Source organism: Alicyclobacillus sp. SP_1 (assembly GCF_024706985.1).
Taxonomy (GTDB): domain Bacteria; phylum Bacillota; class Bacilli; order Alicyclobacillales; family Alicyclobacillaceae; genus Alicyclobacillus_I.
Window position 1 is genome coordinate 61,439 of the sequence record NZ_JAMCCX010000028.1, and the last position, 24,492, is coordinate 85,930.

Genomic DNA, 24,492 nt, shown 5'->3' on the forward strand with positions numbered 1-24,492 from the left:
GGTTCATAATAAATACAATTTGATACAGACCTAGGTCTGCATCGCGCGTTGGAGGGACAGTATTGGAAACTATGGTGACGCAAAATCATTCTGGGATATCGGTGCACGTTTTAAATACCAGTAAATTCCGAAGCAAGCATTGGGCTATGCGTATTTCCATACCTCTTGAAAGACAGTTGCTTACTTCAGCGGCAGTACTTCCCTATCTGTGGATGGAAGGAACGTCAGAGTTCCCATCCTCGCGGCAATTAGTTCAGAGGACCGATGAGCTGTATGGAACTGTTTTGAGAACGTCGATTCAAAAGCGTGGAAGTCGGCATGTAATGGACATCTCCGCAAGTAGCCCGGAAGAGTTATACATAGACGGGGCGCAAGCGTTGACGAGTCTGGTTCAGGAATTGCTGTTGTCACTCTTGACTAAGCCAGCATTGGAGTCATCTGGGGCGGAATTTTCATCGAGTCATGTAAAGCGTGCAATTGCCCTTCATTCCCGGCGAATTGAGAGCCTCTACGATGATAAGACGACCTATGCCTATGAACAAGCCATATTAGCTTCCTGTCAAGGCCTTGTCCAAGGTCTACCCAAATATGGATATAAGGACGATCTCGATGGACTGACAGGCAGCCATTTGTTCTCGGCGCATCAAGAGGTGCTTAAGAACGCAGATGTCGATTTCTACTGCGTTGGTCGAATCCCGCAACCCGAGACGTTTTCGGACCAAATGATTGAAGCCTTGAGGCCACACTTTCTCAGCAAGTGTCGGCAACCGTCGGTGTTACCGGTGGATACCACTCGGATTTCTCCGTCCACGAACGTGCATGTGGAGCAACAAAAGGTCCAACAAGCAAAGCTCAATCGTGTCTATCAGACGAACGTCGCTTATGGTTCGGAGGATTATCCTGTAGCAGTCGTCATGAATGGCATTTTAGGAGCATTTCCACATTCTAAATTGTTTGTCAATGTGCGCGAAAAACACTCCTTGGCCTATTACGCATCGAGCCGTCTCGAAGGGATGCTCGGTCTTTTGGTGATTTATGCTGGTATACAGCCTGATAAGTTTGAACAGACACAGTCCATCATCTCGCAACAAGTCGAGGATGTTCAGAGCGGGAGGGTCAGTGAAGAGGAACTGACGTTCACAAAGGACGCTTTGTTGAACCAGTTTCGCCAAGCAGAAGACCAGCCGCTGTCCATCATTGATTTTCACTACAGTGGTCAATTGTCCGGGAATCCCAGTGGGATGGAACTGTTTCGAGAACAGATATCAAGGGTTTCCGTAAAAGACGTGCAGAGAGTGGCGGGAAAACTTCGCGAATCGGCAACATATCTTCTGACAAACGAGGGATAAAATTATGAACAGGCGAGAATATCCGGAATATGGTGTTGATTGGTGCTCCGAGCGTCTTGATAATGGTCTCGAAGTTCATGTCTTGGAAAAGCCAGACTTTCATCAAATATATGCGATGTTCAGTACAAGATATGGATCGATGGATACGCGCTTCCGCCTCGTTGGAATGAACGATTATACGGACGTGCCCGATGGTGTGGCTCATTTTCTTGAGCACAAGATGTTCGAAGAGCCAGACGGGGATGTCTTTCAGCAGTTTGCGCAACTTGGTGCATCGGCCAATGCGTTTACCACATACGACCAGACGTCGTACTTGTTTTCTTCCACTACCCACGCCTTCGAAAACATGAAAGTCTTGGTCGATTTTGTTCAAAATCCGTACTTTACAGAAGAAAACGTCGCGAAGGAGAAAGGAATTATTGGTGAAGAGATTCGGATGTACGATGACACAGCCGACTGGCGCTGTTATACCGAACTGCTGCGTGCCATGTATCATTCACACCCGGTTCGATTGGATATTGCGGGTACCGTTGAATCGATAGCCAAAATCACACCCCAGTTGCTGTATCGCTGCTATGAAACATTTTATCATCCCGCCAACATGGTGTTGGTGGTCGCTGGCCCCGTCAATTCAAGCCGGGTTGTCGAAGCCATGGCAGAAAATCAAGCCAAAAAGAGTTTTCAACCCTTTCCAGGCATCGACCGGGACTTTCCGCGAGAGCCAGTCTCTGTGCGGGAAAAGTCTGTCCGCCATAACCTGGCTGTGCGGCAGTCAAGATGTTTGGTTGGGTTCAAGGAGAAGAATCTGCCAACCAACGGTTCCGACTTGTTGCGTCAAGAACTGCTGACAGGCGTATTGTTGGACTCCGTCTTTGGCCGAGCTGGTGAGACGTTCGAAAAAATGGTGGATGATGGACTGGCCGACAGTACATTTGGCTGGGAGTATGAAGTGACGAGATCCTATGGACATGCCATTTTAGGTGGCAACAGTGCTCATCCTGAAGCGTTAGCCACGGCGATTCGACAGCATGCAGAAAGAGTTCTAGAGAGTGGCGTGTCCAACATCGATTTTGAACGTAGCCGAAAGAAAACGTTGGGAAGGCTCCTTGCCTCCTATGACGGACTCAGTGCCTTGGCCCGCGACGTAACGGCGTACGTTTTGAAGGGCACCCATCCATTTGATGCACTGCACGTGTTGCAGTCGATCACGGTAGAGGAAGCGTTCGCCAGAGCTCGTGAACTATTCGGTACGGAGCACATGTCCGCTTCTTACATTCTTCCTGTTCATGAACAGGCGCAGCCCGTCATGGCGTAGCCATTAAGTCGTTGACGACCACGCTTGCCAGAATCAGTCCCGCAACCGACGGAACATAGGAGATAGACGCCGGAGGTTGTTGGGATTTGCGGGTCGACTGAGTGCCTTCGTGGACTGATACGATGTCTCGGCGAACGTCTTCCCGCGGTTGTCTGGGCTGTTCCGTGGAACACACGGTTTTAATGCCTTTCTGAATGCCCAGTTTCTTTAGTTCCCGGCGAAGCACTTTTGCAATCGGGTCGGTCTGTGTTTCGCTCAAATCGACGACTCGAAACTGAGTGGGGTCTATCTTGTTCGCCGCGCCCATGGAAGAAACAATGGGGATTTGGCGCTCGACACACTCTTTGATTAAGAGGATTTTCGCAGAAATGATGTCGATTGCATCCACAACGTAATCCAGTGGGTGCTGAAACAGAATGTCTTTACTGTTTTCGAGAAAGAAAGTCTGATGAGCGAAGACTTGGCATTCCGGATATATATCGGCGATGCGCTGCTTCATGACTTCGACTTTCGGTTGTCCTATCGTCGAGTGAAGTGCGGGGATTTGTCGATTGATATTCGTGACGTCTACGACGTCTTTGTCAATGAGAACTAAGCGTCCGATACCAGCTCGCGCCAATGCCTCCATCGCGAAAGAACCAACGCCGCCAGCACCGAGTACGGCGACGCAGGAAGACTGTAGCTTTTTGACCCCTTCTCGACCAAAAACCAATTCTGTCCGTGAAAATTGTGTCAACGTCATCTCTTCACCATCCTTCCTGTGTGTTCATAAAACGGTACACCCAGTATAGAAAGGAACCCGGCCTTGTGCAAAGGAATAGGAGTGAATGATAAAAAAGAATAGACCTCACTTACTTTACACATTGAAATATTGAGCGGCATGAAGTATGCTCTGTGCATAATGACTGCGTCATCGGGCTACCCTAGCCTCAGAAGTAGGAGGGAATTCGCTAAAGTGGAAGCTACGTCTAATTCAGGGTACGAGTTTGACCGTATTAAGGCCCCTTGGCTCCAGTTAGCCATCATCATTTTGGGGGTCTTTATGGCAATTCTCGACACGAGTGTCGTGAATGTCGCCATCCCCACCATGAAAACTGAACTCAGTGCATCGACTGCACAAATTCAATGGGTCTTAACCGGGTACATGCTGGTGCTTGGTGTACTCATCCCAATTTCCGGATGGCTCACCGACAAATTCGGACCCAAGCGTCTATTTCTCTTCGCGCTTTTTATGTTTACGCTCGGTTCGGCACTCAGCGGCGCGGCTTGGAATTTGGATAGCATCATTTTCTTTCGGGTCATTCAAGCCATTGGTGGTGGGTTTATGATGCCTGTGTCGATGGCCATGGTGTATCGCATCTTTCCTCCGAATCGGCGCGGCATGGTTATGGGGATTTTGGGCATTGCAATGATGGCGGCACCTGCGTTTGGGCCAGCCTTGTCTGGATATTTAGTTGAATATTCCAGTTGGAGATGGATTTTTTACATCAACGTCCCAATTGGGATAGCTGGTTTCTTCCTCGGCCTGGCGTTCATGCATGAGTTTTCGCATGGAACCAAGGGAAAGTTGGACGTGCTCGGATTCTCCTTGTCGACGGTCGGATTCTTTCTACTACTATACGGATTCAATGAAGTGCCCAATCACGGTTGGGGCTCGATGATTGTCGTTCTTTGCCTGACGATTGGAATTCTCTCGCTCATCGCGTTAGTGTTTGTGGAGTTGAATGTCGAAAATCCAGTCATCAATCTGGCGGTGCTCAAGAGCTATATGTTCAGTATGAGCCTCGTCATCACATCCATCGTGGGTATTGCTCTGTTCTCAGGTATCTTCTTGTTGCCTTTATACCTTCAAAACGTCATGGGATTTTCTGCCCTGAAAACGGGTCTATTCATGACTCCGGCTGCTTTGGTCTCTGCGGTGTTCATGCCGATTAGCGGTCGACTTATGGACAAAATCGGCGCAAGGCCACTTGGCATTGTGGGTTTAGCTGCCGTAACGCTGGCGACATTTGGCTTTAGCGGATTGACGACAGTGTCCACGCAGTCCACGATTCAATGGCTGTACATTGCCCGCTCTTTTGGAATGGCATTGACGATGATGCCTGTCATGACGGCAGGAATGAATACCGTGCCAGTGCAGTTGGTATCGCAAGCTTCGGCGATGAGCAACACAGTTCGTCAAGTGAGTTCCTCCCTTGGAATTGCAGTGCTCACCTCGTACATGACGAAGCAAGATAAAATTCATCTGTACAATATGGCTTCTCGCGTCACCAACACCTCCGCGGCTGGGGGGATGTTGACACAGATGCAGCAGATGTTTCAGGCTCATGGGATGTCCCTATTGGCGGCGAAGCAGGCTGCCATTGCGATGATGGACGGACTATTGCAAAATCAAGCCTTTGTGGGAGGCTTGAACGATACGTTCTTCGTCTCCACACTTCTGCTCGTCGTCTCGTTCGTGCTTATTTTCTTCTTCGGTAGCCGCAAAGAACGGGAAATTCGCCTCGGAAATCTGGAGAAAAAGAAGAGTCAGTTGCCATCCAGTCGTGAGGGGAATGCACCGCTCTTGCTCGAGTAGGCAACTGTGTGCTTAAAGTTTTTTCGCGGCAGATGCTGTTTGGTGGATGGCAGGAAAAAAGAAAACGGGAGCCGACCAGCTTAGGTGGGCTCCCGTTGTTGTCTCTGTCGGTTAGGCGAATTGCTCTGCCTCGGTCGATCCGCTGAGTGCGGTCGTAGACGACAGTCCTCCGGAAATCGCCTGTGCCACTTCATCAAAATATCCTGTTCCGACTTCTCTTTGATGGCGGTGGGCGGTATAACCCTTTCCTTCACTCGCGAATTCCAACTGTTGTAGCTGAGAGTATGCGGCCATACCACTGTCTTTGTAACGGTGTGCCAATTCAAACATGCTATGATTCAAAGCGTGAAAACCAGCTAAGGTTACAAATTGAAATTTGTATCCTAAGTCACCGAGGCGGTCTTGGAAGTTGGCAATGTCTGTTTCCGATAATTTCGATTTCCAATTGAACGATGGTGAGCAATTGTAAGCGAGCCACTTCCGCGGATACTGTTCGTGAATGGCTTGCGCGAATCTCTCTGCTTCTTCAAGATTCGGTTCTGAGGTCTCACACCAAATCAAGTCTGCATAAGGGGCGTAAGCCAAGCCTCTTGCTATTGCCGCATCCAAACCACCTCGTATGCGGTAAAATCCTTCAGCTGTACGTTCTCCAGTCAGAAAGGGGAAATCACGCTCGTCGACGTCACTGGTGATGAGATTGGCGCCGTTTGCATCGGTTCGCGCCACCAAGAGTGTGGGCACCCCGAGGACATCCGCTGCTAGCCTTGCAGCAACAAGGTTTCGAATGGCGTGTGCGGTCGGGAGCAAAACTTTCCCGCCCATGTGACCACATTTTTTCTCCGAGGACAGTTGGTCTTCAAAATGAACGGCAGCGGCACCAGCCTCAATCATACTTTTCATTAACTCGAAAACGTTCAGAGGTCCGCCGAATCCTGCCTCCGCATCTGCAACGATGGGAACAAACCAGTCGATATCGCCCCGTCCTTCAGACACTTGGATTTCATCCGCCCTGGTCAAGGCTTGATTAATTCTCTTCACCACGTTCGGAACACTGTTGGAAGGGTAGAGACTCTGGTCCGGGTACATCTGCCCAGCGAGATTCGCATCTGCGGCAACCTGCCATCCGCTGAGGTAGATGGCTCGTAGCCCAGCCCTGACCTGCTGAACCGCCTGATTCCCCGTCAAAGCCCCCAGAGCTTTGACATAATGCTCTCGCTCGAGCATATCCCAAAGAACTTCTGCACCGTGTCGCGCGAGAGAATATTCGATAGGAAGTGACCCGCGCAGCCGGATGACGTCCTCCACTCGATACGGTCTCTCAATACCCCGCCATCTTCGGTCAGTCGTCCATTCCAGCCGCATACGCTCTGCATCCATCCACATGTCGTTTCGCTCCTTTTGCTGTTTTATAATAATCTTCGTGTGTTGATACTGTTATATAACAATTCGTGAATTTCTGCAACTGTTTTTTGACGTCACGGTGTTCCTTTCAAGCGATGCGAGAAAGCGAATCATGAATTGTGATACATTAGGGAATGGAGTGGATGACATTTGCCACGTTAAAGTTGCAGTCTGCGGGAAATTGTGTGATTCGCGCGGCTCATTGAGTGGGAGTGGGAATTGTGATTTGGAAGGCACTGTTGCTCATTGTGCTGGTCGTCATGGCTCTGGCATTGTGGGTGTATTGGCAGTACAAGCGGATGACCAAATCGTTTCCGCGTCCGGAATTTCGACCGGCGAAGCAAAGACCGTCCCCGAGAGAGTGGGGGACAAGTGAATGCCATATATCGTGGCTCGGTCACTCTACTTTGCTGTGTTCGCTTGGGAATGTTTTGTTTATGACCGATCCGGTCTTTTCTCCGAAAGTCGGTGTTCGTTTAGGCCCGCTCATCATCGGCCCTAGACGGTATTCGGAACCGGGCCTCGCACTTTCCGATATTCCCACACCAGATGTCGTATTGATGTCGCATGCACATTTAGACCATTTTGATATTCCTAGTCTGCGGAAGGTTCTGCATCCAGAGGCGATTGTCGTGACTCCAAAAGGAACGGGGCGTCTGGTTCGTCGAGTTCATTCAGGAAAAATTTGCGAATTATCGGTTGGAGAGTCTGTTCGCCTTGAGAATGGAATGACGGTCGAGTCCGTACCAGTGCGCCATTGGGGAAATCGTTTTCCTTGGAATCGGTCTTATGGTTACTGTGGCTACTTGGTAGAGAAAGATGGCGCGAGAATTTTCTTTGCAGGGGATACCGCCCATGTGACTCACTTTGCAGACCTGCGCCAACACGGTACCATCGATGTCGCTTGCATACCTATCGGAGCGTATGCTCCAGAAACTTTCCAAGGTGCTCACTGTACGCCAGAACAGGCATGGGACATGTTCTTACAAACGGGTGCCAAATTTCTTGTACCCATCCATTGGGGAACCTTCGTGTTGTCTCAGGAGCCCATCGATGAACCGTTGCACCGACTTGAGCAAGCAGCTGGCTCGGAAAGACGGAGAATTGTCATACGCCAGATTGGCGAGGAATTTGCGTTTGCCTCAGAGCGCTCGTAGTGTTTAGAGTTTCTACAAATTCGCAACATCAGGGGCAACGTTTCGTTATGCCATTGACGAGACTTCAAAAAACAGCGACAATGCGACATAAGTTTAGTGCACTTGGAGGAGGTGTGGCTCGTGTACGGAGAAGTGCGGACTGGACAACGATGGCCCGGAATCATAGAGATGTACAAAGAGTTCTTGCCTGTCACAGAAAACACGCCTTCACTGACATTGGCGGAAGGCAACACACCACTTATCTTATCGGAATACCTGAGTCATTTAGCGAATGCGACCGTTTATTTGAAGTATGAGGGGGCAAATCCGACCGGATCGTTCAAAGACCGCGGCATGGTTCTCGCTGTCGCCAAAGCGAAGGAACTCGGAGCGCGGGTTGTGGTGTGTGCCTCTACGGGCAATACGTCTGCGTCGGCTGCGGCCTATGCTGCGCGAGCTGGGATGCGAGCGGTGGTGCTCATTCCGGACGGATATGTGGCTCTCGGTAAATTAGCACAAGCCATGGTCTATGGAGCGGATATCATCGCCATTCGCGGCAATTTTGATGACGCATTACAGAGAGTGCGAGATATTGCCGAGCCGGCCGGAATGACGATTGTCAATTCCATCAATCCATACCGGCTCGATGGTCAGCAGTCGGCCGCCTTCGAGATTTGCGACGCGCTCGGGTCCGCCCCAGACCAACTGTACATTCCAGTCGGGAATGCGGGAAACATTTCGGCATACTGGAAGGGTTTCCGAGCGTACCTGAAAGCGGGACGAATTTCGTCAGTTCCGCAAATGTGCGGTTTTCAAGCGGCAGGTGCGGCCGCTTTGGTACATGGACAGCCTGTATCGCATCCAGAGACCTTTGCTACTGCCATCCGCATCGGGAAACCAGCATCAGGTACGCTAGCGCTGGAAGCGGCGCGCGAATCCCATGGGGGTATTTGGGCAGTCACGGACGACGACATTCGCGAAGCGTATCGAACGATTGCCCGGGAGGGCATTTTTGCTGAGCCAGGGAGTGCGGCTTCGGTCGCCGGATTTCTGCAAAGAGTCCGCAGTGGAGCGGTGGACAAGGGTTCGACGGTTGTGTGTGTCTTGACAGGGAATGGTTTGAAAGATCCTGACACGGCCATGTCCATTCAACCGTCACCCGCCCGGGTCGTGGACAACTCTCAACAAGCGGTTCTTGATGCGATTGGCGGGAGTCTGTGATGTCTTCTGGTTGGTGCGTGCGTATTCCTGCTACTTCCGCAAACCTTGGCCCTGGGTTCGACTGCATGGGGATGGCGCTGGAACTGTATAACGATATGTGTCTGTACCAAGACGAACCGTTCTCTGTTGAAATTTTCGGTGAATCTGCCGACATCTTGCCAAATGGTCCGGAAAATGCGGTTGTTCAAGCCATGCATCGTCTTTTTTTAGCGACAGGTTACGACTTGGACTGGTGGAATTTTCGCCTTGTTCTGCACAATCACATTCCGGTTGCGTCTGGACTCGGTAGTAGTGCGTCGGCAGTGGTCGGAGGGCTGTTGCTCGCCAATGAACTTGTGCGGAAGCACTTTCCAAAGAGAGCGCTGTCGCTGACGGAATTGTTCCAATTGGCGGCAGACATTGAGGGTCATCCGGACAATGTCGCCCCCGCTCTGGCGGGAGGGGCATGCATTTGTTGGCGCGATGGTTCTCGCTGGTCGCATCTGTCGCTTCCTTTGCCGTCAGCGCTGGTGCTCGTGGTGGCTACCCCGTATTTTCCTCTGCTGACCAAGGATTCTCGGGCCGTGGTGCCGGAGTTTGTGAGTATGGTCGATGCGGTCTCGAATATAGCCCAAACAGCACGTCTCGCAGCTGCGCTCTGTACAGGAGATTTGCGGACGTTGGTGAATGGACTGGAGGACCGACTGCACGAGCCTTACCGTATGGCGCTGATTCCGGGTTCTGCGGAAGTTCGCTCGGCTGCTTTGGAGCGTGGTGCTTTGGTCACGTCTCTGAGCGGAGCTGGACCGTCTCTGTTGGCGTGGTGCGACTCCAGGAAAATTGCATTGCAAGTAGCGGATGAAATGAGTGTTCGATGGCGCGAACTGGGTGTTTCCTGCACCACCCACGTCTTTCGTCCGCATATTGGGTCTGTGCGAGTCGCGGAACAGTGTTCCTAGAGGTCCGGACAGCTTTCTTTCCTCTGAAAATTTCTGTCCTTTCCCGATGGGGATGATACAATGTCATTATTCTAGGCATCGTTCTTCCGGCAGGTTGAGGATGTTCAGGAAAGTGAAGAATCGGGTCGTTTTGGAGTGCGTCATGAAAGCGTTTTAGTCGAAGCCAGTGAGCGGTTGCAAGCAAAATCCAGTAAAGGGAGCGATAGCTGATGATGGATTATCCGCTGTTACTGAAGTCAGTGCTCTATCGTGCCAATGAAATTTTTCCGGAAAAGGAGGTTGTTTCGCGCGGGGCGAAAGGCATATTTCGGTACACATATCGAGATTTGCACGAACGAGTTTGTCAATTGGCCAACGCTCTGGACACGCTGGGAGTTGTGGCCGAGGCCAAAGTGGGCAGCTTCGCATGGAACCATCATCGACATCTGGAATTGTACTACGCAGTCCCATGCTCCAATCGGATTTTGCATACGATTAACATCCGTTTGTTCCGGGAGCAGTTAATTCACGTTATCAATCATGCAGAAGATGAGTACATTTTTGTTGACGAAGATTTAATTCCTGTGATGGAAGATATTCAAGCAGAGTTGCATACTGTGCGGGCGTTCATTGTCATGACGGATGCAGAGGTTTTGCCAGAAACGACTCTAAAGAACGCGATGCACTATGAAGATTTGATTCGCAGTGAAGCAACCGACTATGAATTTCCGGAATTTGATGAGAATAATACCGCGATCCTCGGCTATACTTCGGCAACGACTGGGATGCCAAAAGGCGTGGAGTATTCGCATCGTGGACTGTACTTGCATTGTTTGACGGGGCTTTCCGGATATATTGGTACCGATGAATCGGATGTGACCATGCCCATCGTCCCCATGTTCCACGTGAATGCGTGGGGTCGGCCCTACATCGACACGTGGGCGGGAGCAAAGCAAGTCTATCCGGGTAGCCGTCCCACTCCGCAAGACTTGGTCTCGCTCATGCATGAAGAGCGCGTGACGACGAGTGCCGGAGTACCTACCGTGTGGATGGGTATTTTGAGTATTTTGCGAGCCAATCCAGGAAAGTATGACCTCAGTTGCGTGCGGTATCTGATATCGGGCGGATCGGCCCTGCCTGAGTCATTAACCCGAGCATTTGACGAAGAGTTTGGCATCACCGTCTACCAAGGATACGGGCAGACAGAGACGACCCCTGTGACGTTTTCTGGATATCCAAAAACGGCGGAGAGAAACTTGCCGGCTCCCGATAAATACCGTTATCGTGCTAAAACAGGATTGATTTTACCTGGATTGGAGATGCGTATTGTCGACGAATTGGGCAATCCGGTGGCGCACGACGGAAAGCAGATGGGTGAATTGCTGTTGCGCGGACCGTGGGTGCTCGGTCGGTACTACAAAGATGAACAAAAGTCTGCAGAGGCGTTCGTCGACGGATGGTTTCGCACCGGGGACATTGTCACCTTGGATGAGCGCGGATATTTGCAGGTGGTAGACCGAACGCGGGACCTGATTAAGTCGGGAGGCGAATGGATTTCTTCTGTGGATTTGGAAAATGCGTTAATGAGTCATCCTGCGGTAGCGGAGGCGGCGGTCATTGCCATTCCCCATGAGAAATGGCAAGAGCGTCCACTGGCTTGCGTTGTTGTGGCCAAAGGAGCTTCCATCAAGGCGGAAGAACTGTTGGAATTCCTCAGCCAGCGTGTGGCGAAATGGTGGCTGCCGGACCAGTTGGTCTTTGTGGACGAAATTCCGAAGACGAGTGTTGGAAAGTTTTCGAAAAAGACGTTGCGCGAACAGTACGAAGCGGGCCAACTCACCACGCCTTGAAGACGGTCTCGGCACAAATTCTTGAGGAGGAATGCGTGTGGCTCAGCAAGGGTTTGTTGCGCCATCTGGCACGATGCCTGTGCGCCCAGGAGAAGAACTGGATGTCGCTCGTATCAGCGCCATCTTGAAGGAGCGTTGCCCTACATTTCCTGGAGGGCAGGTGTCAGTCTACCAGTTTCCTGCGGGTGCCTCCAATTTGACGTATCTTGTCTGTTCCGGAGAGTTCCGGGCGGTTTTGCGCCGCCCGCCCTTTGGGCCGCTACCGGCCAAGGCGCACGATATGGGTCGCGAATGTCGTTTGCTGGAACGCCTTCATCCGCATTTCGAGTTTGCTCCCAAACCGTATTTCTTGGTGGAAGATGTGGAGGTTCTCGGAGCACCGTTCTACGTGATGGAGTACATTTCTGGCTTGACACTGGATGCAAAATTGCCCACTGTTCTCTCTGCCTCCAGTGGCGTTGCAAAGGATGCTGGCGCGCAAATCTCCAATCTGTTCGTGCAGACGTTGGTCAGTCTCCACTCCGTCGACATCAAGGCATCTTCCCTTGAGGAGTTTGGACATCCAAGCGGTTTTTTACAAAGACAAGTCAGTGCGTGGGCGAATCGCTATGAGCAGGCGAAGACGGAAGAGATTCCCGAGGTTGCCCCGCTGCTCGAGTGGTTGAACGAGTCGCTTCCTGGAGAGCGGTACGTGACCTTGATTCACAATGATTACAAGTTGAATAATCTTTTGTTTCGTCCAGGCCACCGCATCTCCGTGGCTGGAGTAGTGGACTGGGAGATGGCTACGCTGGGGGATCCGCTGCTTGATTTGGCAGTGGCTTTAGTGTACTGGGTCGAGCCGGGAGATGCGGAACCGTTTCATCAATGGTTGCCCTCAGTGACGTCAAGTGGGTACTTTTGGAATAGGGATCGACTCGTGGCGGAATACGCTTTGCGAAGTGGACGCGATGTATCGAATTTGCCATACTATCAGGTGTTTGCATATTTCAAGCTGGCCGTCATTCTCCAACAGATTTATCGCCGCTATCGGTTGGGCATGACGTCTGACACGCGTTTTCGTGACTTTGGGAGAGCGGTCGAATTCTTGATTCAACATGCGTTTCAGTTGGCGCAGCGCGCTGGCTGAAGGAAGGTGGTTCATTCTGTGGATTTTTCAGACACATTGATGGAGCATTTAGGAATGGAAATTTTAGAAGCGACCAGAGATTCGGTCGTTATGCGCATGCCTGTCGATGGGCGTACGCATCAACCAGCTGGCTTACTGCACGGGGGGGCGTCCGTAGCGCTGGCGGAATCGGCGGCTTCTCTAGGTACGCAATTGAATGTCGATTCAGCTACGCAACAAGCAGTGGGTATTGAAATCAACGCGAATCATATAAAATCTGTGACATCCGGCTTTGTGGTGGCGACGGCATCGCCTGTGCATCGAGGACACACCACGATGGTTTGGGATATTCGAATCGTCGATGAAAGCAACAAGCTGGTCTGCATTTCGAGGTGTACGGTAGGAATTATTAAAAAACGCTCCTAGTACGGGTGGTTGTGCCCTGTCTGTTGCACAGAAATTCGGTCTATACCAAAGGTATAGTGCGGATTTGCTGTACAGGGGGGTCAATGGCCGGATGCACATTCCTTGGTTCTTCCTGACCCTGAGCACGCCAGTGACGTATGCCTTGCTCCTGTTGTTGGCTCGCTGGATAGGCAGTACGCAGTTAACGCAGGTCACGTTTTTTAATTGGGTAGCAGGAGCGAGCATGGGCAATATTGCAGCCAACATGATTGTGGCGACCACGCCTGCAGAGTGGACGGTCAGCGGGTTTACACTCATTTTGTTCACCATCTGCTCTGTCGCGGCGGCTTGGCTGGCCATGAAAAGCAGGGCTTTTCGAAAAACGGCGGGAGGCCAGCCGCTCGTTTTAATTCATCATGGACACATTTTGCATAGCCATCTGCAGAAAGCTCGTTTGAACTTGGATGATGTCCTGATGTTGCTGCGTGAACAAGGATATTTTTCTCTTCACGATGTGCAATTTGCGATTTTAGAGCCATCTGGAAATTTGAGTGTCTTAGAACACATTACCTCGACCGATAGGGTGCAAGGCGGGACAGAACAAGCCGTTGCCCGTCTCGCTCCGCCCCCTGCCCAAAGCATAAAGGTCCGCCAGGAGGCGACAGGGTCAGCAGAAGTGGCTCTGGCAACTAAGCCATCTGTGCGCCGCGGTGAACCTTTGCTCGATCTCATTCTCGACGGACAGGTCGATTTTGCCGCTCTTGAGCGAGCGGGCGTGACGCGCGAGTGGCTGGAGCAGGAATGGATGCGAAATGGAGCGAAGTTTCAAGATGAGATTCTCTACTTCGGAATTGCTCCCAATGGCGAACCGATTGTAGAACTAAAAAGGATGTGAATGCGGTGTTGCGTCAGCAGCAGTCCATTCGATTTCACGATTGCGATGGACTTGGTCATGTGAATAATGCTGCTTATTTCACGCTGATGGAAGAGGCGAGGCGTGAAATCTTTCGTTGGTTCAATCCGGATTTGCAACTCTCGAACTGGAGTCTCATTGTGGCGAGCGCCAAATGCGACTTTCTAGCACAAGTTCCGTACGGAGTGACCGTCGACGTTTGGACGTGGGTTGGGAAAATTGGGAACAGCAGTTTTGTGCTCGATCACGCTATTTTACTGCCAAACAGTGACTATGCGGCGCGTGGGCAAGCCACGCTTATCCACTTTGACTACGCAACCAAGAAAGCCATCCGCATCCCCGATGACTTGAAGCACCTTCTCTACCTGCATGCGGATGAACCGGAGGGAGTGCCTGCACTCAGGGCGTAATGCGAGCAAGGCCACGGCGTTCTATCGCGACTTTGGTGCAGTAAGCAAGATGAGAGGTATGCGGACTTTCGAAGGAGATGATATGCGCGTGAGAGAAAAGGCAGGAGATTCGCTGTTTCAATTGACAGGTCGGCGCGTCTTAATCACGGGCGCCAGCCGTGGAATAGGTCGCGAGTTGGCCCGAGGTTGCGCGTCTTATGGAGCAGATGTTGCGCTGCTCGGACGCGACGAACGCGCGCTTCGGGAGACTCAGGCAATAGTTCAGGCGGCAAATCCACAGGGAAGCGTCGACCTTTGCCTGTGCGACTTGAGAGATGTGAAGAGCGCACAATCGGCTATCGCAGAACTCGATGACGCCCGAGGTTTCGACGGACTCATTAACAATGCCGGTATGAATCTGCGCATTCCTGCTGCGGATGTTCGTTTGGAAGATTGGCAGACCGTGGTGGAAACCGACCTGACGGGTGCGTTCTTTGTGGCTCAAGAAGTGGGACGGCGCATGTTGCGGCGTGGCCGTGGCAGTATTGTCAACATCTCGTCGGTAGGTGGCCATGTCGCTCTGCGGACCGGGGTTGCGTATGCTGCCGCAAAAGCTGGTGTGATTCAGATGACCAAAGTACTCGCGCTCGAATGGTCTGGTCAAGGCGTACGCGTCAACGGGATTGGCCCATGGTATTTTCGTACGCCACTCACGGAGAAGCTCTTGGCAGATGAAGAGTACCACGCACAGATTGTGGCGCGCACGCCGATGCGGCGCGTAGGAGACGTCGAAGAGTTGGTTGGACCCACGGTGTTTCTGCTGTCGGATGCAGCGAGCTATGTCACTGGGCAGACGCTTTATGTGGACGGAGGCATGACGATCTACGGATTTTAAAGCGTTTTTTGTACTTTGGAAGTGTGGCGGGCCCATTCATGTTGGTGGGCTGCCAATTCCATGCGGTCGTCCAAAGGTTCTAGGTCTGCGGGTAAATCTGCATAGGTCAGGGCGCTACGGAGCACAAAATCGGCCAACTGCGGGTTTTTAGGCAGTAGGGGGCCGTGAATATAGGTGCCGATGATGTTCCAGTGGTGAACACCTTCTTGTCGGTCTTGTCCATTGTTGCCATATCCGCTGACCACAGAGCCGAGTGGCGCATGGTTGTGATGTGTTCGGCCACCGTGATTTTCGAAGCCAACAATGCTTCCACAAAGCTCACTTTCCACCGCGATGTTGCCAATCAGGCGCCCTTCTCCAGGAACGGTGGTCATGTCCAGGATGGAAAGCCCTTGAACCTTGTCTCCGCCCGGCAATTGATAGAAATCCCCAAGCAATTGATAGCCGCCGCAAACCGCTAATATCGGTAGCCCTGAGGAGGCTGCGGCGCGCCACTCTGAACGCTGTTTGTAAAGTTCCGTCGCAACTAAGGCCTGTTCGCGGTCAGAACCACCTCCGAGCAAAACCAAGTGATAAGATTCGAGTTCGGGAGACTGCGTTGCTTTGACGGGGCGCACCTCCACGCTGTATCCACGCCACCGCAGTCGCTGGGTGAGCGTCTGGATGTTGCCTTTATCCGCATAGAGATTCAACAGTTCAGGAAACAGATGCGCGATGATAAGCGATTTCGACATCCGCGACCCTCCTTTCGGCGAGAAGAGCAGCTGCTTTGTGAATGAGGGTGTACGTCGTTAAAACGTACACGGACAAGCCGTCGGCAGATTGCGCTGCCGAAAGTGCCGCGTCCAGAGCAGCTTCCAAGTCGGGCACGACGTCCACAGATGCAGTCGGTACACCAGCATATTTGAAGCGGACCGCCATGTCTAGGGCGCGATCGCCCGACACGACAAAGCGGTGCACTCGACCAAACTCGGCAAGTTGTTCAAAATTTGCATCCCAGAGCCACGAGACATCGCGTCCGTCCGCCGCTTGGTCGTTAATGCCCACGCAGACGACTTTCTCTGCTGGGTCTGCGCAAATTGCAGTCAAGACGCTGTCACAGCCCGCAGGGTTCTTGATGAGATTGAGGATACTCTGTGGCGATGTGGAAAAGGTCTGCATTCGCCCGATGGGAGATTTGAAGTGGTCGATCCCGCTGCGAATGGCTTCCGACGATATTCCGAAAACGCGTGCAGCTGCCACGGCCGCCAGCAGGTTGTCGACATTGTACAGTCCACGCACAGGGACGCGGTAGGAGGTATCTGGAGTGCCAACTTCGTGGAATTGTAGGAGTCCTTGGCTATAATGTCCAACAAAGTCAGGATGAGGCCGGGAGAAGTCGCACTGCGGGCAACGATAGAGGCCGAGTTGGCCGTAAAAGTATCCATCATATTCAAGGGCAGCCCCGCATTGCAGACAGAACGCGCCATCGCGCACTCCATCGAAACCCGTCATGGACGCACCTTCCGGAGAGAAGCCGAAGGTTTTGCTTGCGCCTGCGAAGCGTAAGCCAATGTGGCGCGCCAGCGGATCGTCCGCATTGACGAGCACAGTCCCACGCACGAACGCTGCACCTGCGATAATTTTGTCGATGGTATTGTCAATTTCTCCATATCGGTCTAACTGATCTCGGAATACATTCGTGACGACCAGGAGTTTGACGGGCATGCATGACGCGATGTTCGGCAAAGTTGCTTCGTCTACTTCGAAGAGTGCTGTTTTGGAGGCTAATCGCCCCCGCCAGTTGGATGCTGCGAGCAAGGCGGAGAGAATGCCCTGCGTCAGGTTGGCACCTTCGGCATTGGTGATAATCGGCGTCTCTTCCCGCATCATCGCGGCCAACAGACGTACGGTCGTTGTCTTGCCGTTGGTTCCTGTGACGATGACCACTCGTTCTAACGAGTTGCACAGTCGCGCCAACAACTTTGGCGACAGGCGCATCGCGACCTTGCCGGGGAGGCTCGTTGCTGATTTCCCGCGTAGGCGCAAGAGAAGAATGAGCAGTTTTGCGATCCAAAGAGCGAACATGGCTTGCCTCCCGTTTCGGTCAACATTCTGTTTTGGATTATACTACACGTGCAGGACTAGAGTAGGGAGGAGTGACGATTATGTTTGTCACAGAGCGGCTTCAAGCCACGTCTAAGGATGATTTTTACCGTCAGTTGCGGGAGCAAGCGGCGCACTTAGTCGCTGGTGAACCGAACTATATTGCCAATCTCAGCAATCTTTCTGCGCTGCTGATGCAACATTTGTCCGACGTCAATTGGGTGGGTTTTTACTTGACAGACCCCAAGCGAGACGAGTTGGTCTTGGGGCCGTTTCAAGGTCTGCCAGCCTGTCTTCGCATCCCGTTTGGTCGCGGCGTCTGCGGGAAGGCAGTCGCGGAAAAGCGTCCACTGCTTGTCGCTGATGTCCACGAGTTTCCGGGTCACATCGCGTGCGATTCCGCCTCACAGAGTGAGGTCGTGATTCCCTTGATGCAACGTGGCGTGGTCGTCGGTGTTTTGGACATTGACAGCCCGCTCAAAAGTCGCTTTGACAACTCAGACCTGCTCGGACTCGAGTACTGTGCAAAAATTGCAGAACAGTGCCTCACAGCAGATATACCAGAAGCACTTGCCTAGACGGCACTTAGATAGGGTTTGCTCGGTGTTTCTTCGCAAAGTGGAGTAGGCCAAGAGCATCCACTAGGACATCAATGTCGAGTACAGCCATGTCTCCAGGAGTGTAACCCTGTGCCTTTAAGTCATCTCGTATCCAGTCGCGCAGCGATTGGGCAACTGCTTCCGGCGTTAAATTATCGTGGTAAGTCGACAAAATTAGATGTTCAAATGCTCTCGCAGCTCGTTCGGTGTGGTACATGGCTTCCTCGCGTGGCGACTTGCCAAAGTGTGCATGATACACCGATTGGAAGGGATACTTCCGAAGCATCTCCATCGTGCTGTGTACCGCATCCGGGTCGAAATCAACGGGGGAACTGGATGGGAGAATGAATTCAAAGTTCCATCCGGTCAATCCCGTTCGATAGCGGATGCCCAGAGCGTCTCCGGCGAACAGCGCGTCCGACGATTCGTCCAGAATAGTAAAGTGGTGTTTTGCATGTCCTGGAGAGTCAAAGAACGTCAGAGACCGCTGCCCAATATCTAGGGTATCCAAATGGTCACGAATCAATATTTTGTCTTCGGGTACCGCCTGGACAGACCCAAATAGAGACGTGACTCGGTCGCCGTAAACCGATGCGGCTCCTGCCCAAAGTTTGCTTGGGTCGGCCATGTGGCGCGCTCCGCGGGGATGGACGACAAGTTTGGCTGCGCTCGCTTTCGCCATCATTTGTCCGGCGCCGCCAGCGTGATCGAGATGAACATGGGTGACAATGACATACGCCAAATCTTTCGGTTCAAGGCCCAAGGATTTCAGTCCTTGAAGGAGAGTCTCGTGTGAGGCGGCTGAGCCGGTCTCTATCAGCGTGGGGTGGTCGTCTAAAATCACGTATGCAGCGGTTCGATAAGGTTGGCCTTGTTCCAACAAATCAATCGCATAGACGTCATGCCCGAAAGATTCTGGCGTGGCCTGACTGGAAGTTTCCATAGCGAAGCACCTCTCTGTTCCGTTCGCAGTGAACGGGTATCTCCATTCGTTGTGGGAACGGGATGAACTGTCGATTCGTGTTCCGGTTTCTTGCTGCGTTCGCGCTCTGGACTGCGGCTGAAAGAATACCTATACAGTATACCGCGCTGGACTGCTATGAGTCAGCGCGGGCGCTTCTTTGGATTCGGAGTTGGTTTCGGGGCTGTTGATTTGGACGAATACGCTTGGTTGCGCTGTCGCCACGTGGTTTGCACGGTAGCGCTGGGGCGAGCCGATGAATTTTTCGAGCGCTCTCGATGATTGGCTGTGTCCGTCGTCTTTGTCCCCCAGCGACTGGGCTGCTCTCTCCGAATAGGTTCGACCTTTCCTGCTTTGGCCGTGGGACTTTTCCGTGGCGCTCCACTCGTTCGGTTGGATGTCTTGGCGCGGCGCGGCTCTGGTCGCTGGACGCGTTGCTGCAGAACATCCTCGACGTAGACAACGTCGGCCAGTTCATCCGCTTCAGGCGCTTCATCGAGCGTCTGTCGGGAGACGCTGAGGAGAAGTCCCGATGCAATCAGTAAGACCAAGAGAGATGTTCCCCCGTACGAAATAAAGGGAAGGGGTATGCCTGTTACCGGCAGGAGCCAAGTGACCGCTCCCAGATTGACAAACGTTTCGATGACGATGAGCCCGGTGATACCGACCGATAGTAGGGCCCCAAAACGGTCTCGGGAGTACCGCGAAATGCGAAATCCGCGCCATATCAAGACTCCAAAGATGGCCAATAAGGCGGCAGCGCCCACAAAACCCCACTCTTCCGTGAATACGGCGAAGATAAAGTCAGCCTGTGGAATGGGCAGGTAACCCGCCTTTTCCACGCTCATGTCAAATCCGCGTCCAAACCAACCTCCGGCCGAGATGCCAGTCAGTCCGTTGATGAGCTGGTAGGCATGCTGCGGATGCCGAAACGGGTGAAAATAGACCATGAGTCGGTTGGAGCGGTATTTGGCCATATGCACAAAGATGTACAGTAAAGGCGTAGCAATGCCCAAACTGATGAGAATGGGTTTGAGGCGAATACCTGACGCGAAGACGAGAACGAAGCCGGTTGCAATCATCGTAAATGCCGTACCCAAATCTGGCTCTAATAAGACCAGTCCGCCGCAGATGGTGATGACCATGAGTGCTGGTCGAAGGCCCTGTTTAAACGATTGAAGAAGCGTCACTTTTTTTGTGAAAAAGAACGCCAAATAGAGAATGAGTGCGACAATGGCAAACTCCGAGGGCTGTAAGTGTAGCCCTGAAGCGCCAATCCAGCGCCGCGACCCGGACGCCTTGCTCCCGATGCCGGGAATAAGGACGATAAACAGCAGGAATATGGCGACGACTATGATTTTTGCTGCATGTTTATAAAAGAACTGGTACGGAACAAACATTAAAGCTGTCATGGCAATCACACCGAGACCGCCTGCAAAAAGTTGCCGCGAGGCAAAGTGTGTGGCCGACATTCCGTTCTCGAGAGAAATGACCGTGCTCGCCGAATAGACAGTGATGATGCCGATGGCTGTCAATGCGAGCACCGTGAAATAGAGTACAAAATCCGGTTGATGGTACTGCTTTTGCACACGCGCCACCTTCCCAAAGTCGCCTGGTCCAGGACCGCCGCTTCAGGAATTCGACAGAGAGGAGCGTTTCCCTTCCCGAACTGACGCTTCTTTTGCCTTTACATACGGCTTACCACTCGTGAATACCCAATGCGGTGACTCCTAAAATGGCAATGATGGGAATGGCAATGTGCCAACCGTTCGCGGGTCGCGGGTTGTTTGTCCCGTGAGCGGCCGACGAAATCGGATGACCGAATGGGCGCATCATACCTGTCGATGCATTTGTAACAGAAGGTTGAAATGTTGCGTGAGGACGTCCGAGAAGAATGACATGATGGCGCGTACAGTGTACAATGACCCCGTGGAAGGTTCCGAAGTGAGTGTGGCATTGTACGGGCTGGCCAAGGAACTTTCGCAGTTCACGGTGGTGAATCAACATGGGTGGATGCCTCCTTTTCGGCATAGCTTATGGGGCATCTATCCACAGTGTAGCGGCGAATGCACAGTTCGTCCGCGCGGTGGTATGGCAATCGAGGTGAGTCGGGTGAGTCTTGCGATGAAAAAGCCTGCTCCGGAATTGTGGGTCTTGGCACATCGAGGTGCCTCTCAGGAAGCTCCTGCCAATACAAGACCAGCCTTTGACTTGGCACTGCAACAGGGAGCGGATGTGCTGGAGACCGATGTCCATGTGACGCGTGATGGTGAGATGGTTGTTTGTCACGACCCGGTCGTCGATGCAGTCAGTGACGGAATGGGTGCCATCGCTCAGTGCTCCTTGTCCGAATTGAAGCGCCTTGATTTTGGTTACCGTTTCACACCCGACGAGGGTGTCTCTTATCCGTTTCGAGGAAAACGAGTGGAGATTTTGACCCTCACCGAACTATTGACTTTGTACCCGCAGACCATCATCAATGTCGATTTGAAACCCCGCAGTGGTGTGAGTGTTCGCAAATTCCTTAGTATTCTCGATGCGTGTGACGCTTGGTCACGGGTCGTGGTCGCCTCCTTTCATCAGTCGAATCTACATCGTGTGCGATTGGCTCATCCAGCCATTGTCACGAGTGCGTCAACCAACGAAGTTGCTCGATTCTTGGTCGCGTATTATGCGAACATTCGACCACGTCAGTGGCCATTTCAGGTTTTGCAGGTTCCGGTGCGAACAGGGAAAATTCGGATTGTATCGGCGCGACTCGTGGAACGCGCGCGGCAACAGGGGCTGCCCGTCGATGTCTGGACGGTCGATGACGAAGAGAGCATGCGTGCACTGTATCAACTCGGTGTCCGTGGCTTGGTAACGAATCGACCCTTACTTGCTTCCAGAGTTCGCAAAGAATTTTTAGACAGGCATATTCGGGAGGATTTTCGTGGAAACGTTGCGCCGTAATATTCGCGATATGGACTTCACTATCCTAGGTGTGTTGTTCCTTCTCGCTGTGTACAGCTTTGTTGCCATCCTGGCCGCGACGCATGGTAAGACCACCGACGGTGCGCCAGCTGGTGTCATGTTTCGGCAGGGGCTGTTCGAAATCGTCGGTTGGGTCGTCATGACGGTTGTCATGTTGTACGATTACCGCAGCTTGCGCAAGGTGTATTGGTGGGTGGTCGCCGGAGCCATCTTCTTACTCTTAGTGGTTTACGTGATGCCTCGCGAACATGGTGCACACAGTTGGATACCCTTAGGACAATTATCATTTGAGCCCTCCGAGGTGGCGAAATTGGCCATCATCGTAGGTATGGCGGCATTCATGGCGAACGTCGACGAGTCGGAACTTCCCGACTATAGCATGCGTCGCGTCTGGCCGGTTTTCGTCATTTTCCTCGTTCCGTTTTTATTGACATTGAAGGAGCCAGCACTGGGGCAAGCTCTGGTGATGGTCGCATTGGCTCTCACGATGTTCACATTGTTTGGTAAACGCAGTCACTTCCTGTTCATCATCATGCTGACACTCGGCGTCGTCATCGGCTTGTCTGCCGTTGCCGTGCTATTTCCAAAGGAATCGACCGATTTTATCCAAAGTGTGTTGATTAAACATCACATTCTCAAATCGTATCAGGCGTATCGAATCATTACGTGGCTCAATCCTGGCGCGTATCCGTTGTCCTATGGCTACAACATTCGTCTGTCCCAAATCGCCGTAGGTTCAGGTCAAGTCTTTGGCGAAGGACTGTTCAGCGGCATAGCGACCAAAGGCAATTGGATTCCAAATCAATGGACTGACTATATTTTTACGGCTATTGGAGAAGAATTTGGATTCGTTGGTTCGAGCATGCTGATTCTTTTGTTTTTGGTGCTCATTTACCGCCTTGTACGCGTTGCAGCCACCTCCCAAGACACGTTTGGCACCTATATCATCGCAGGCGTCATCGGCATGTTGTCTTTTCAAGTCTTCGAGAATATTGGAATGGATATGTATCTGAGTCCGTCGACGGGGATTACCCTGCCGTTTATCTCTTACGGAGGAAGCTCCTTGGTGGTCGACTACATTGCCATCGGACTGACACTGTCCGTCGCCTTGCGGCGCAAGAAATTACGTTTTAATTGATGTGGAGATGCCTTACAAATTGCGGTTCGATGGGAGATACACTGGATGACTGAGTGGACGGCAAGGCGGATGAAGCAACTTCCGGAGCAGTTCTTCACCGGACTGGCGGGCAAAGTGAATATGCGTGTGGCGCTCGGGGAGGATGTTATCAACTTGGGACAGGGTAATCCAGACTTACCCACACCTTCGCATATCGTCGAGGCGTTGCGCGAAGCGGTGTTAGATCCCAGTACACATCGTTATGGTCCTTTTCGCGGATTGGATTCGTTGCGTCATGCGGTGGCGGAATTTTACCAGAAGTACTACGACGTCTCCTTAAATCCAGATACCGAAGTTGCGCTCTTGTTTGGTGGCAAAGCCGGATTGGCAGAAATACCACAGGTGTTTTTAAATGAGGGCGATCCGGTCTTGGTACCGGACCCTGGGTACCCGGACTATGAAAGCGGCATTCGCCTCGTTGGTGCAAACTTGGTTCGCATGCCTTTGTTGTCAGAGAATGGGTACCTGCCTGACTTGAATCTGATGCAGTCCGTTCAACCCAAGGTGATGTATTTGAATTACCCTTCTAATCCCACAGGGGCAGGCGCGTCTTCTGAGTTTTTTGCGCAAGTTGTGGACAAGGCGGCAGAGACCGGGACTCTGGTCGTTCATGACTTTGCGTATGCTGCCATAGGATTCGACGGCTATCGGGCGAAGTCTTTTTTGCAGACTCCTGGAGCCAAGGACTGCGGGATTGAACTGTATACACTCAGTAAAACCTTCAATATGGCGGGATGGCGAGTTGCGTTCGCAGTCGGCAACGCGCGAGCCATCTCCGCCCTGCAACTTTATCATGACCACTGCTATGTGTCGCTTTTTCCGGCCGTGCAGCGCGCCGCGGAGGCAGCCTTGCGAGGTCCCATGGATGCCGTGACAACCTTGCGAGAGACTTATGAACGGCGGCGAGACGCATTTTATGAGCTGTTCGAGAAGGAAGGCATCGTCGCATCGCGTCCCCAAGGAACCTTTTTCGGATGGATGCCGATACCCAAAGGGCAAACATCCACACAATTTGCAGATTTGCTGCTCGAGCGTGCCAACGTCGCAGTTGCTGCGGGAATCGGCTTTGGTCTCTCGGGCGAGGGTTATGTGCGAATTGGCCTCTTGACGAATGAAGAGAGATTGAGAGAAGCCGCATGGCGTATAGCGAAAGTCTATACGGCGACTGGTTTTTAGGATTACCACTCAGCCCATGCCATGTGTTGTGGGTATCTAAGAAA

At 52.2% G+C, this 24,492-nt stretch carries 22 protein-coding genes; 16 read left to right on the plus strand and 6 right to left on the minus strand.

Annotated features, from left to right (window positions below; translation table 11 throughout):
* The first annotated feature begins 71 nt into the window (after positions 1–71).
* Both yfmF and yfmH read left to right on the plus strand, forming a co-directional pair.
* Positions 72–1,349, plus strand: a complete 1,278-nt coding sequence (gene yfmF / locus M4I36_RS08520) for an EF-P 5-aminopentanol modification-associated protein YfmF (RefSeq protein WP_258111531.1) — start codon at positions 72–74, stop codon at positions 1,347–1,349.
* A 4-nt stretch (positions 1,350–1,353) separates the two neighbouring features.
* Positions 1,354–2,664: an EF-P 5-aminopentanol modification-associated protein YfmH gene (yfmH, locus tag M4I36_RS08525; RefSeq protein WP_258111315.1), complete on the plus strand. Its 1,311-nt coding sequence runs from the start codon at positions 1,354–1,356 to the stop codon at positions 2,662–2,664.
* Here the strand turns inward: yfmH and M4I36_RS08530 are convergent.
* A complete protein-coding gene (locus M4I36_RS08530) occupies positions 2,654–3,406 on the minus strand; it encodes a tRNA threonylcarbamoyladenosine dehydratase (protein ID WP_258111316.1) in 753 nt (250 codons plus the stop codon). The two genes, yfmH and M4I36_RS08530, sit on opposite strands and share 11 nt — an antisense overlap.
* Positions 3,407–3,619: 213 nt before the next feature.
* Here M4I36_RS08530 and M4I36_RS08535 point away from each other — a divergent pair, with 213 nt between their 5' ends.
* Complete coding sequence (locus M4I36_RS08535; RefSeq protein ID WP_258111317.1) at positions 3,620–5,242, plus strand: DHA2 family efflux MFS transporter permease subunit; 1,623 nt, start codon at positions 3,620–3,622, stop codon at positions 5,240–5,242.
* A 111-nt stretch (positions 5,243–5,353) separates the two neighbouring features.
* Here the strand turns inward: M4I36_RS08535 and aceA are convergent, their stop codons facing one another.
* Entirely contained in the window at positions 5,354–6,625 is a 1,272-nt protein-coding gene (aceA, locus tag M4I36_RS08540) for an isocitrate lyase (protein WP_258111318.1), read from the minus strand.
* Between the two features lie 239 nt (positions 6,626–6,864).
* Between aceA and M4I36_RS08545 the strand changes: the two genes are divergently transcribed.
* The 9 genes from M4I36_RS08545 to M4I36_RS08585 all read left to right on the plus strand — a co-directional run bounded on the left by M4I36_RS08545 (position 6,865) and on the right by M4I36_RS08585 (position 15,477).
* Entirely contained in the window at positions 6,865–7,800 is a 936-nt protein-coding gene (locus M4I36_RS08545; protein ID WP_258111319.1) for an MBL fold metallo-hydrolase, read from the plus strand.
* A gap of 168 nt (positions 7,801–7,968) precedes the next feature.
* Positions 7,969–9,000, plus strand: coding sequence for a threonine synthase (gene thrC / locus M4I36_RS08550; RefSeq protein ID WP_258111532.1), 1,032 nt, complete (start codon positions 7,969–7,971; stop codon positions 8,998–9,000).
* On the plus strand, positions 9,000–9,938 hold the full coding sequence (gene thrB / locus M4I36_RS08555) for a homoserine kinase (RefSeq protein WP_258111320.1): 939 nt from the start codon (positions 9,000–9,002) through the stop codon (positions 9,936–9,938). Before thrC ends, thrB begins: the two co-directional genes overlap by 1 nt.
* A 209-nt stretch (positions 9,939–10,147) precedes the next feature.
* Positions 10,148–11,767 (plus strand): long-chain fatty acid--CoA ligase, encoded by a 1,620-nt coding sequence (locus M4I36_RS08560; RefSeq protein ID WP_258111321.1) that lies wholly within the window; start codon positions 10,148–10,150, stop codon positions 11,765–11,767.
* 37 nt (positions 11,768–11,804) lie between these two features.
* Positions 11,805–12,896: a phosphotransferase family protein gene (locus M4I36_RS08565; protein ID WP_258111322.1), complete on the plus strand. Its 1,092-nt coding sequence runs from the start codon at positions 11,805–11,807 to the stop codon at positions 12,894–12,896.
* Between the two features lie 39 nt (positions 12,897–12,935).
* The gene (locus M4I36_RS08570) at positions 12,936–13,301 is read left to right on the plus strand and encodes a hotdog fold thioesterase (RefSeq protein WP_258111533.1); all 366 of its coding nucleotides are present in this window, start codon (positions 12,936–12,938) and stop codon (positions 13,299–13,301) included.
* Between the two features lie 91 nt (positions 13,302–13,392).
* Positions 13,393–14,175, plus strand: coding sequence for a YetF domain-containing protein (locus M4I36_RS08575; RefSeq protein ID WP_258111323.1), 783 nt, complete (start codon positions 13,393–13,395; stop codon positions 14,173–14,175).
* 5 nt (positions 14,176–14,180) lie between these two features.
* Positions 14,181–14,603, plus strand: a complete 423-nt coding sequence (locus M4I36_RS08580) for an acyl-CoA thioesterase (RefSeq protein ID WP_258111324.1) — start codon at positions 14,181–14,183, stop codon at positions 14,601–14,603.
* A gap of 88 nt (positions 14,604–14,691) precedes the next feature.
* Positions 14,692–15,477 carry an SDR family NAD(P)-dependent oxidoreductase gene (locus M4I36_RS08585; RefSeq protein WP_258111325.1) on the plus strand — a complete coding sequence of 262 codons (786 nt, stop codon included), beginning with the start codon at positions 14,692–14,694 and terminating at the stop codon, positions 15,475–15,477.
* Here the strand turns inward: M4I36_RS08585 and M4I36_RS08590 are convergent.
* Entirely contained in the window at positions 15,474–16,211 is a 738-nt protein-coding gene (locus tag M4I36_RS08590; RefSeq protein ID WP_258111326.1) for a type 1 glutamine amidotransferase, read from the minus strand. The genes M4I36_RS08585 and M4I36_RS08590 overlap by 4 nt on opposite strands.
* Positions 16,174–17,544, minus strand: a complete 1,371-nt coding sequence (locus M4I36_RS08595; protein ID WP_258111327.1) for a MurT ligase domain-containing protein — start codon at positions 17,542–17,544, stop codon at positions 16,174–16,176. The genes M4I36_RS08590 and M4I36_RS08595 overlap by 38 nt, the downstream gene beginning before the upstream one ends.
* Before the next feature lie 80 nt (positions 17,545–17,624).
* On the opposite strand from M4I36_RS08595, the gene M4I36_RS08600 reads away from it, so the two are divergent.
* Positions 17,625–18,140 carry a GAF domain-containing protein gene (locus tag M4I36_RS08600; RefSeq protein ID WP_258111328.1) on the plus strand — a complete coding sequence of 172 codons (516 nt, stop codon included), beginning with the start codon at positions 17,625–17,627 and terminating at the stop codon, positions 18,138–18,140.
* 7 nt (positions 18,141–18,147) lie between these two features.
* On the opposite strand, the gene M4I36_RS08605 is transcribed toward M4I36_RS08600, so the two are convergent.
* Together M4I36_RS08605 and ftsW are read right to left on the minus strand one after the other, a co-directional pair.
* Positions 18,148–19,104, minus strand: a complete 957-nt coding sequence (locus M4I36_RS08605; protein ID WP_258111329.1) for an MBL fold metallo-hydrolase — start codon at positions 19,102–19,104, stop codon at positions 18,148–18,150.
* A 161-nt stretch (positions 19,105–19,265) separates the two neighbouring features.
* Positions 19,266–20,711 carry a putative lipid II flippase FtsW gene (gene ftsW / locus M4I36_RS08610; RefSeq protein ID WP_258111330.1) on the minus strand — a complete coding sequence of 482 codons (1,446 nt, stop codon included), beginning with the start codon at positions 20,709–20,711 and terminating at the stop codon, positions 19,266–19,268.
* A 355-nt stretch (positions 20,712–21,066) separates the two neighbouring features.
* Here ftsW and M4I36_RS08615 point away from each other — a divergent pair, with 355 nt between their 5' ends.
* From M4I36_RS08615 to M4I36_RS08625, 3 genes are read left to right on the plus strand one after another with little or no spacing between them, the layout of a single operon-like run.
* On the plus strand, positions 21,067–22,074 hold the full coding sequence (locus M4I36_RS08615; protein ID WP_258111331.1) for a glycerophosphodiester phosphodiesterase family protein: 1,008 nt from the start codon (positions 21,067–21,069) through the stop codon (positions 22,072–22,074).
* Positions 22,055–23,233 (plus strand): FtsW/RodA/SpoVE family cell cycle protein, encoded by a 1,179-nt coding sequence (locus M4I36_RS08620; RefSeq protein WP_258111332.1) that lies wholly within the window; start codon positions 22,055–22,057, stop codon positions 23,231–23,233. The genes M4I36_RS08615 and M4I36_RS08620 overlap by 20 nt, the downstream gene beginning before the upstream one ends.
* A 45-nt stretch (positions 23,234–23,278) precedes the next feature.
* The gene (locus M4I36_RS08625) at positions 23,279–24,448 is read left to right on the plus strand and encodes an aminotransferase class I/II-fold pyridoxal phosphate-dependent enzyme (protein ID WP_258111333.1); all 1,170 of its coding nucleotides are present in this window, start codon (positions 23,279–23,281) and stop codon (positions 24,446–24,448) included.
* Positions 24,449–24,492 lie beyond the last annotated feature (44 nt).

Bases quoted from the DNA above. Each gene is read 5' to 3' on its own strand.
- yfmF (WP_258111531.1), top strand. From the start codon at position 72: ATGGTGACGCAAAATCATTCTGGGATATCGGTGCACGTTTTAAATACC.
- yfmH (WP_258111315.1), top strand. From the start codon at position 1,354: ATGAACAGGCGAGAATATCCGGAATATGGTGTTGATTGGTGCTCCGAG.
- M4I36_RS08530 (WP_258111316.1), bottom strand. From the start codon at position 3,406: ATGACGTTGACACAATTTTCACGGACAGAATTGGTTTTTGGTCGAGAA.
- aceA (WP_258111318.1), bottom strand. From the start codon at position 6,625: ATGTGGATGGATGCAGAGCGTATGCGGCTGGAATGGACGACTGACCGA.
- thrC (WP_258111532.1), top strand. From the start codon at position 7,969: ATGTACAAAGAGTTCTTGCCTGTCACAGAAAACACGCCTTCACTGACA.
- thrB (WP_258111320.1), top strand. From the start codon at position 9,000: ATGTCTTCTGGTTGGTGCGTGCGTATTCCTGCTACTTCCGCAAACCTT.
- M4I36_RS08560 (WP_258111321.1), top strand. From the start codon at position 10,148: ATGATGGATTATCCGCTGTTACTGAAGTCAGTGCTCTATCGTGCCAAT.
- M4I36_RS08570 (WP_258111533.1), top strand. From the start codon at position 12,936: ATGGAGCATTTAGGAATGGAAATTTTAGAAGCGACCAGAGATTCGGTC.
- M4I36_RS08575 (WP_258111323.1), top strand. From the start codon at position 13,393: ATGCACATTCCTTGGTTCTTCCTGACCCTGAGCACGCCAGTGACGTAT.
- M4I36_RS08590 (WP_258111326.1), bottom strand. From the start codon at position 16,211: ATGTCGAAATCGCTTATCATCGCGCATCTGTTTCCTGAACTGTTGAAT.
- M4I36_RS08595 (WP_258111327.1), bottom strand. From the start codon at position 17,544: ATGTTCGCTCTTTGGATCGCAAAACTGCTCATTCTTCTCTTGCGCCTA.
- M4I36_RS08600 (WP_258111328.1), top strand. From the start codon at position 17,625: ATGTTTGTCACAGAGCGGCTTCAAGCCACGTCTAAGGATGATTTTTAC.
- M4I36_RS08605 (WP_258111329.1), bottom strand. From the start codon at position 19,104: ATGGAAACTTCCAGTCAGGCCACGCCAGAATCTTTCGGGCATGACGTC.
- M4I36_RS08625 (WP_258111333.1), top strand. From the start codon at position 23,279: ATGACTGAGTGGACGGCAAGGCGGATGAAGCAACTTCCGGAGCAGTTC.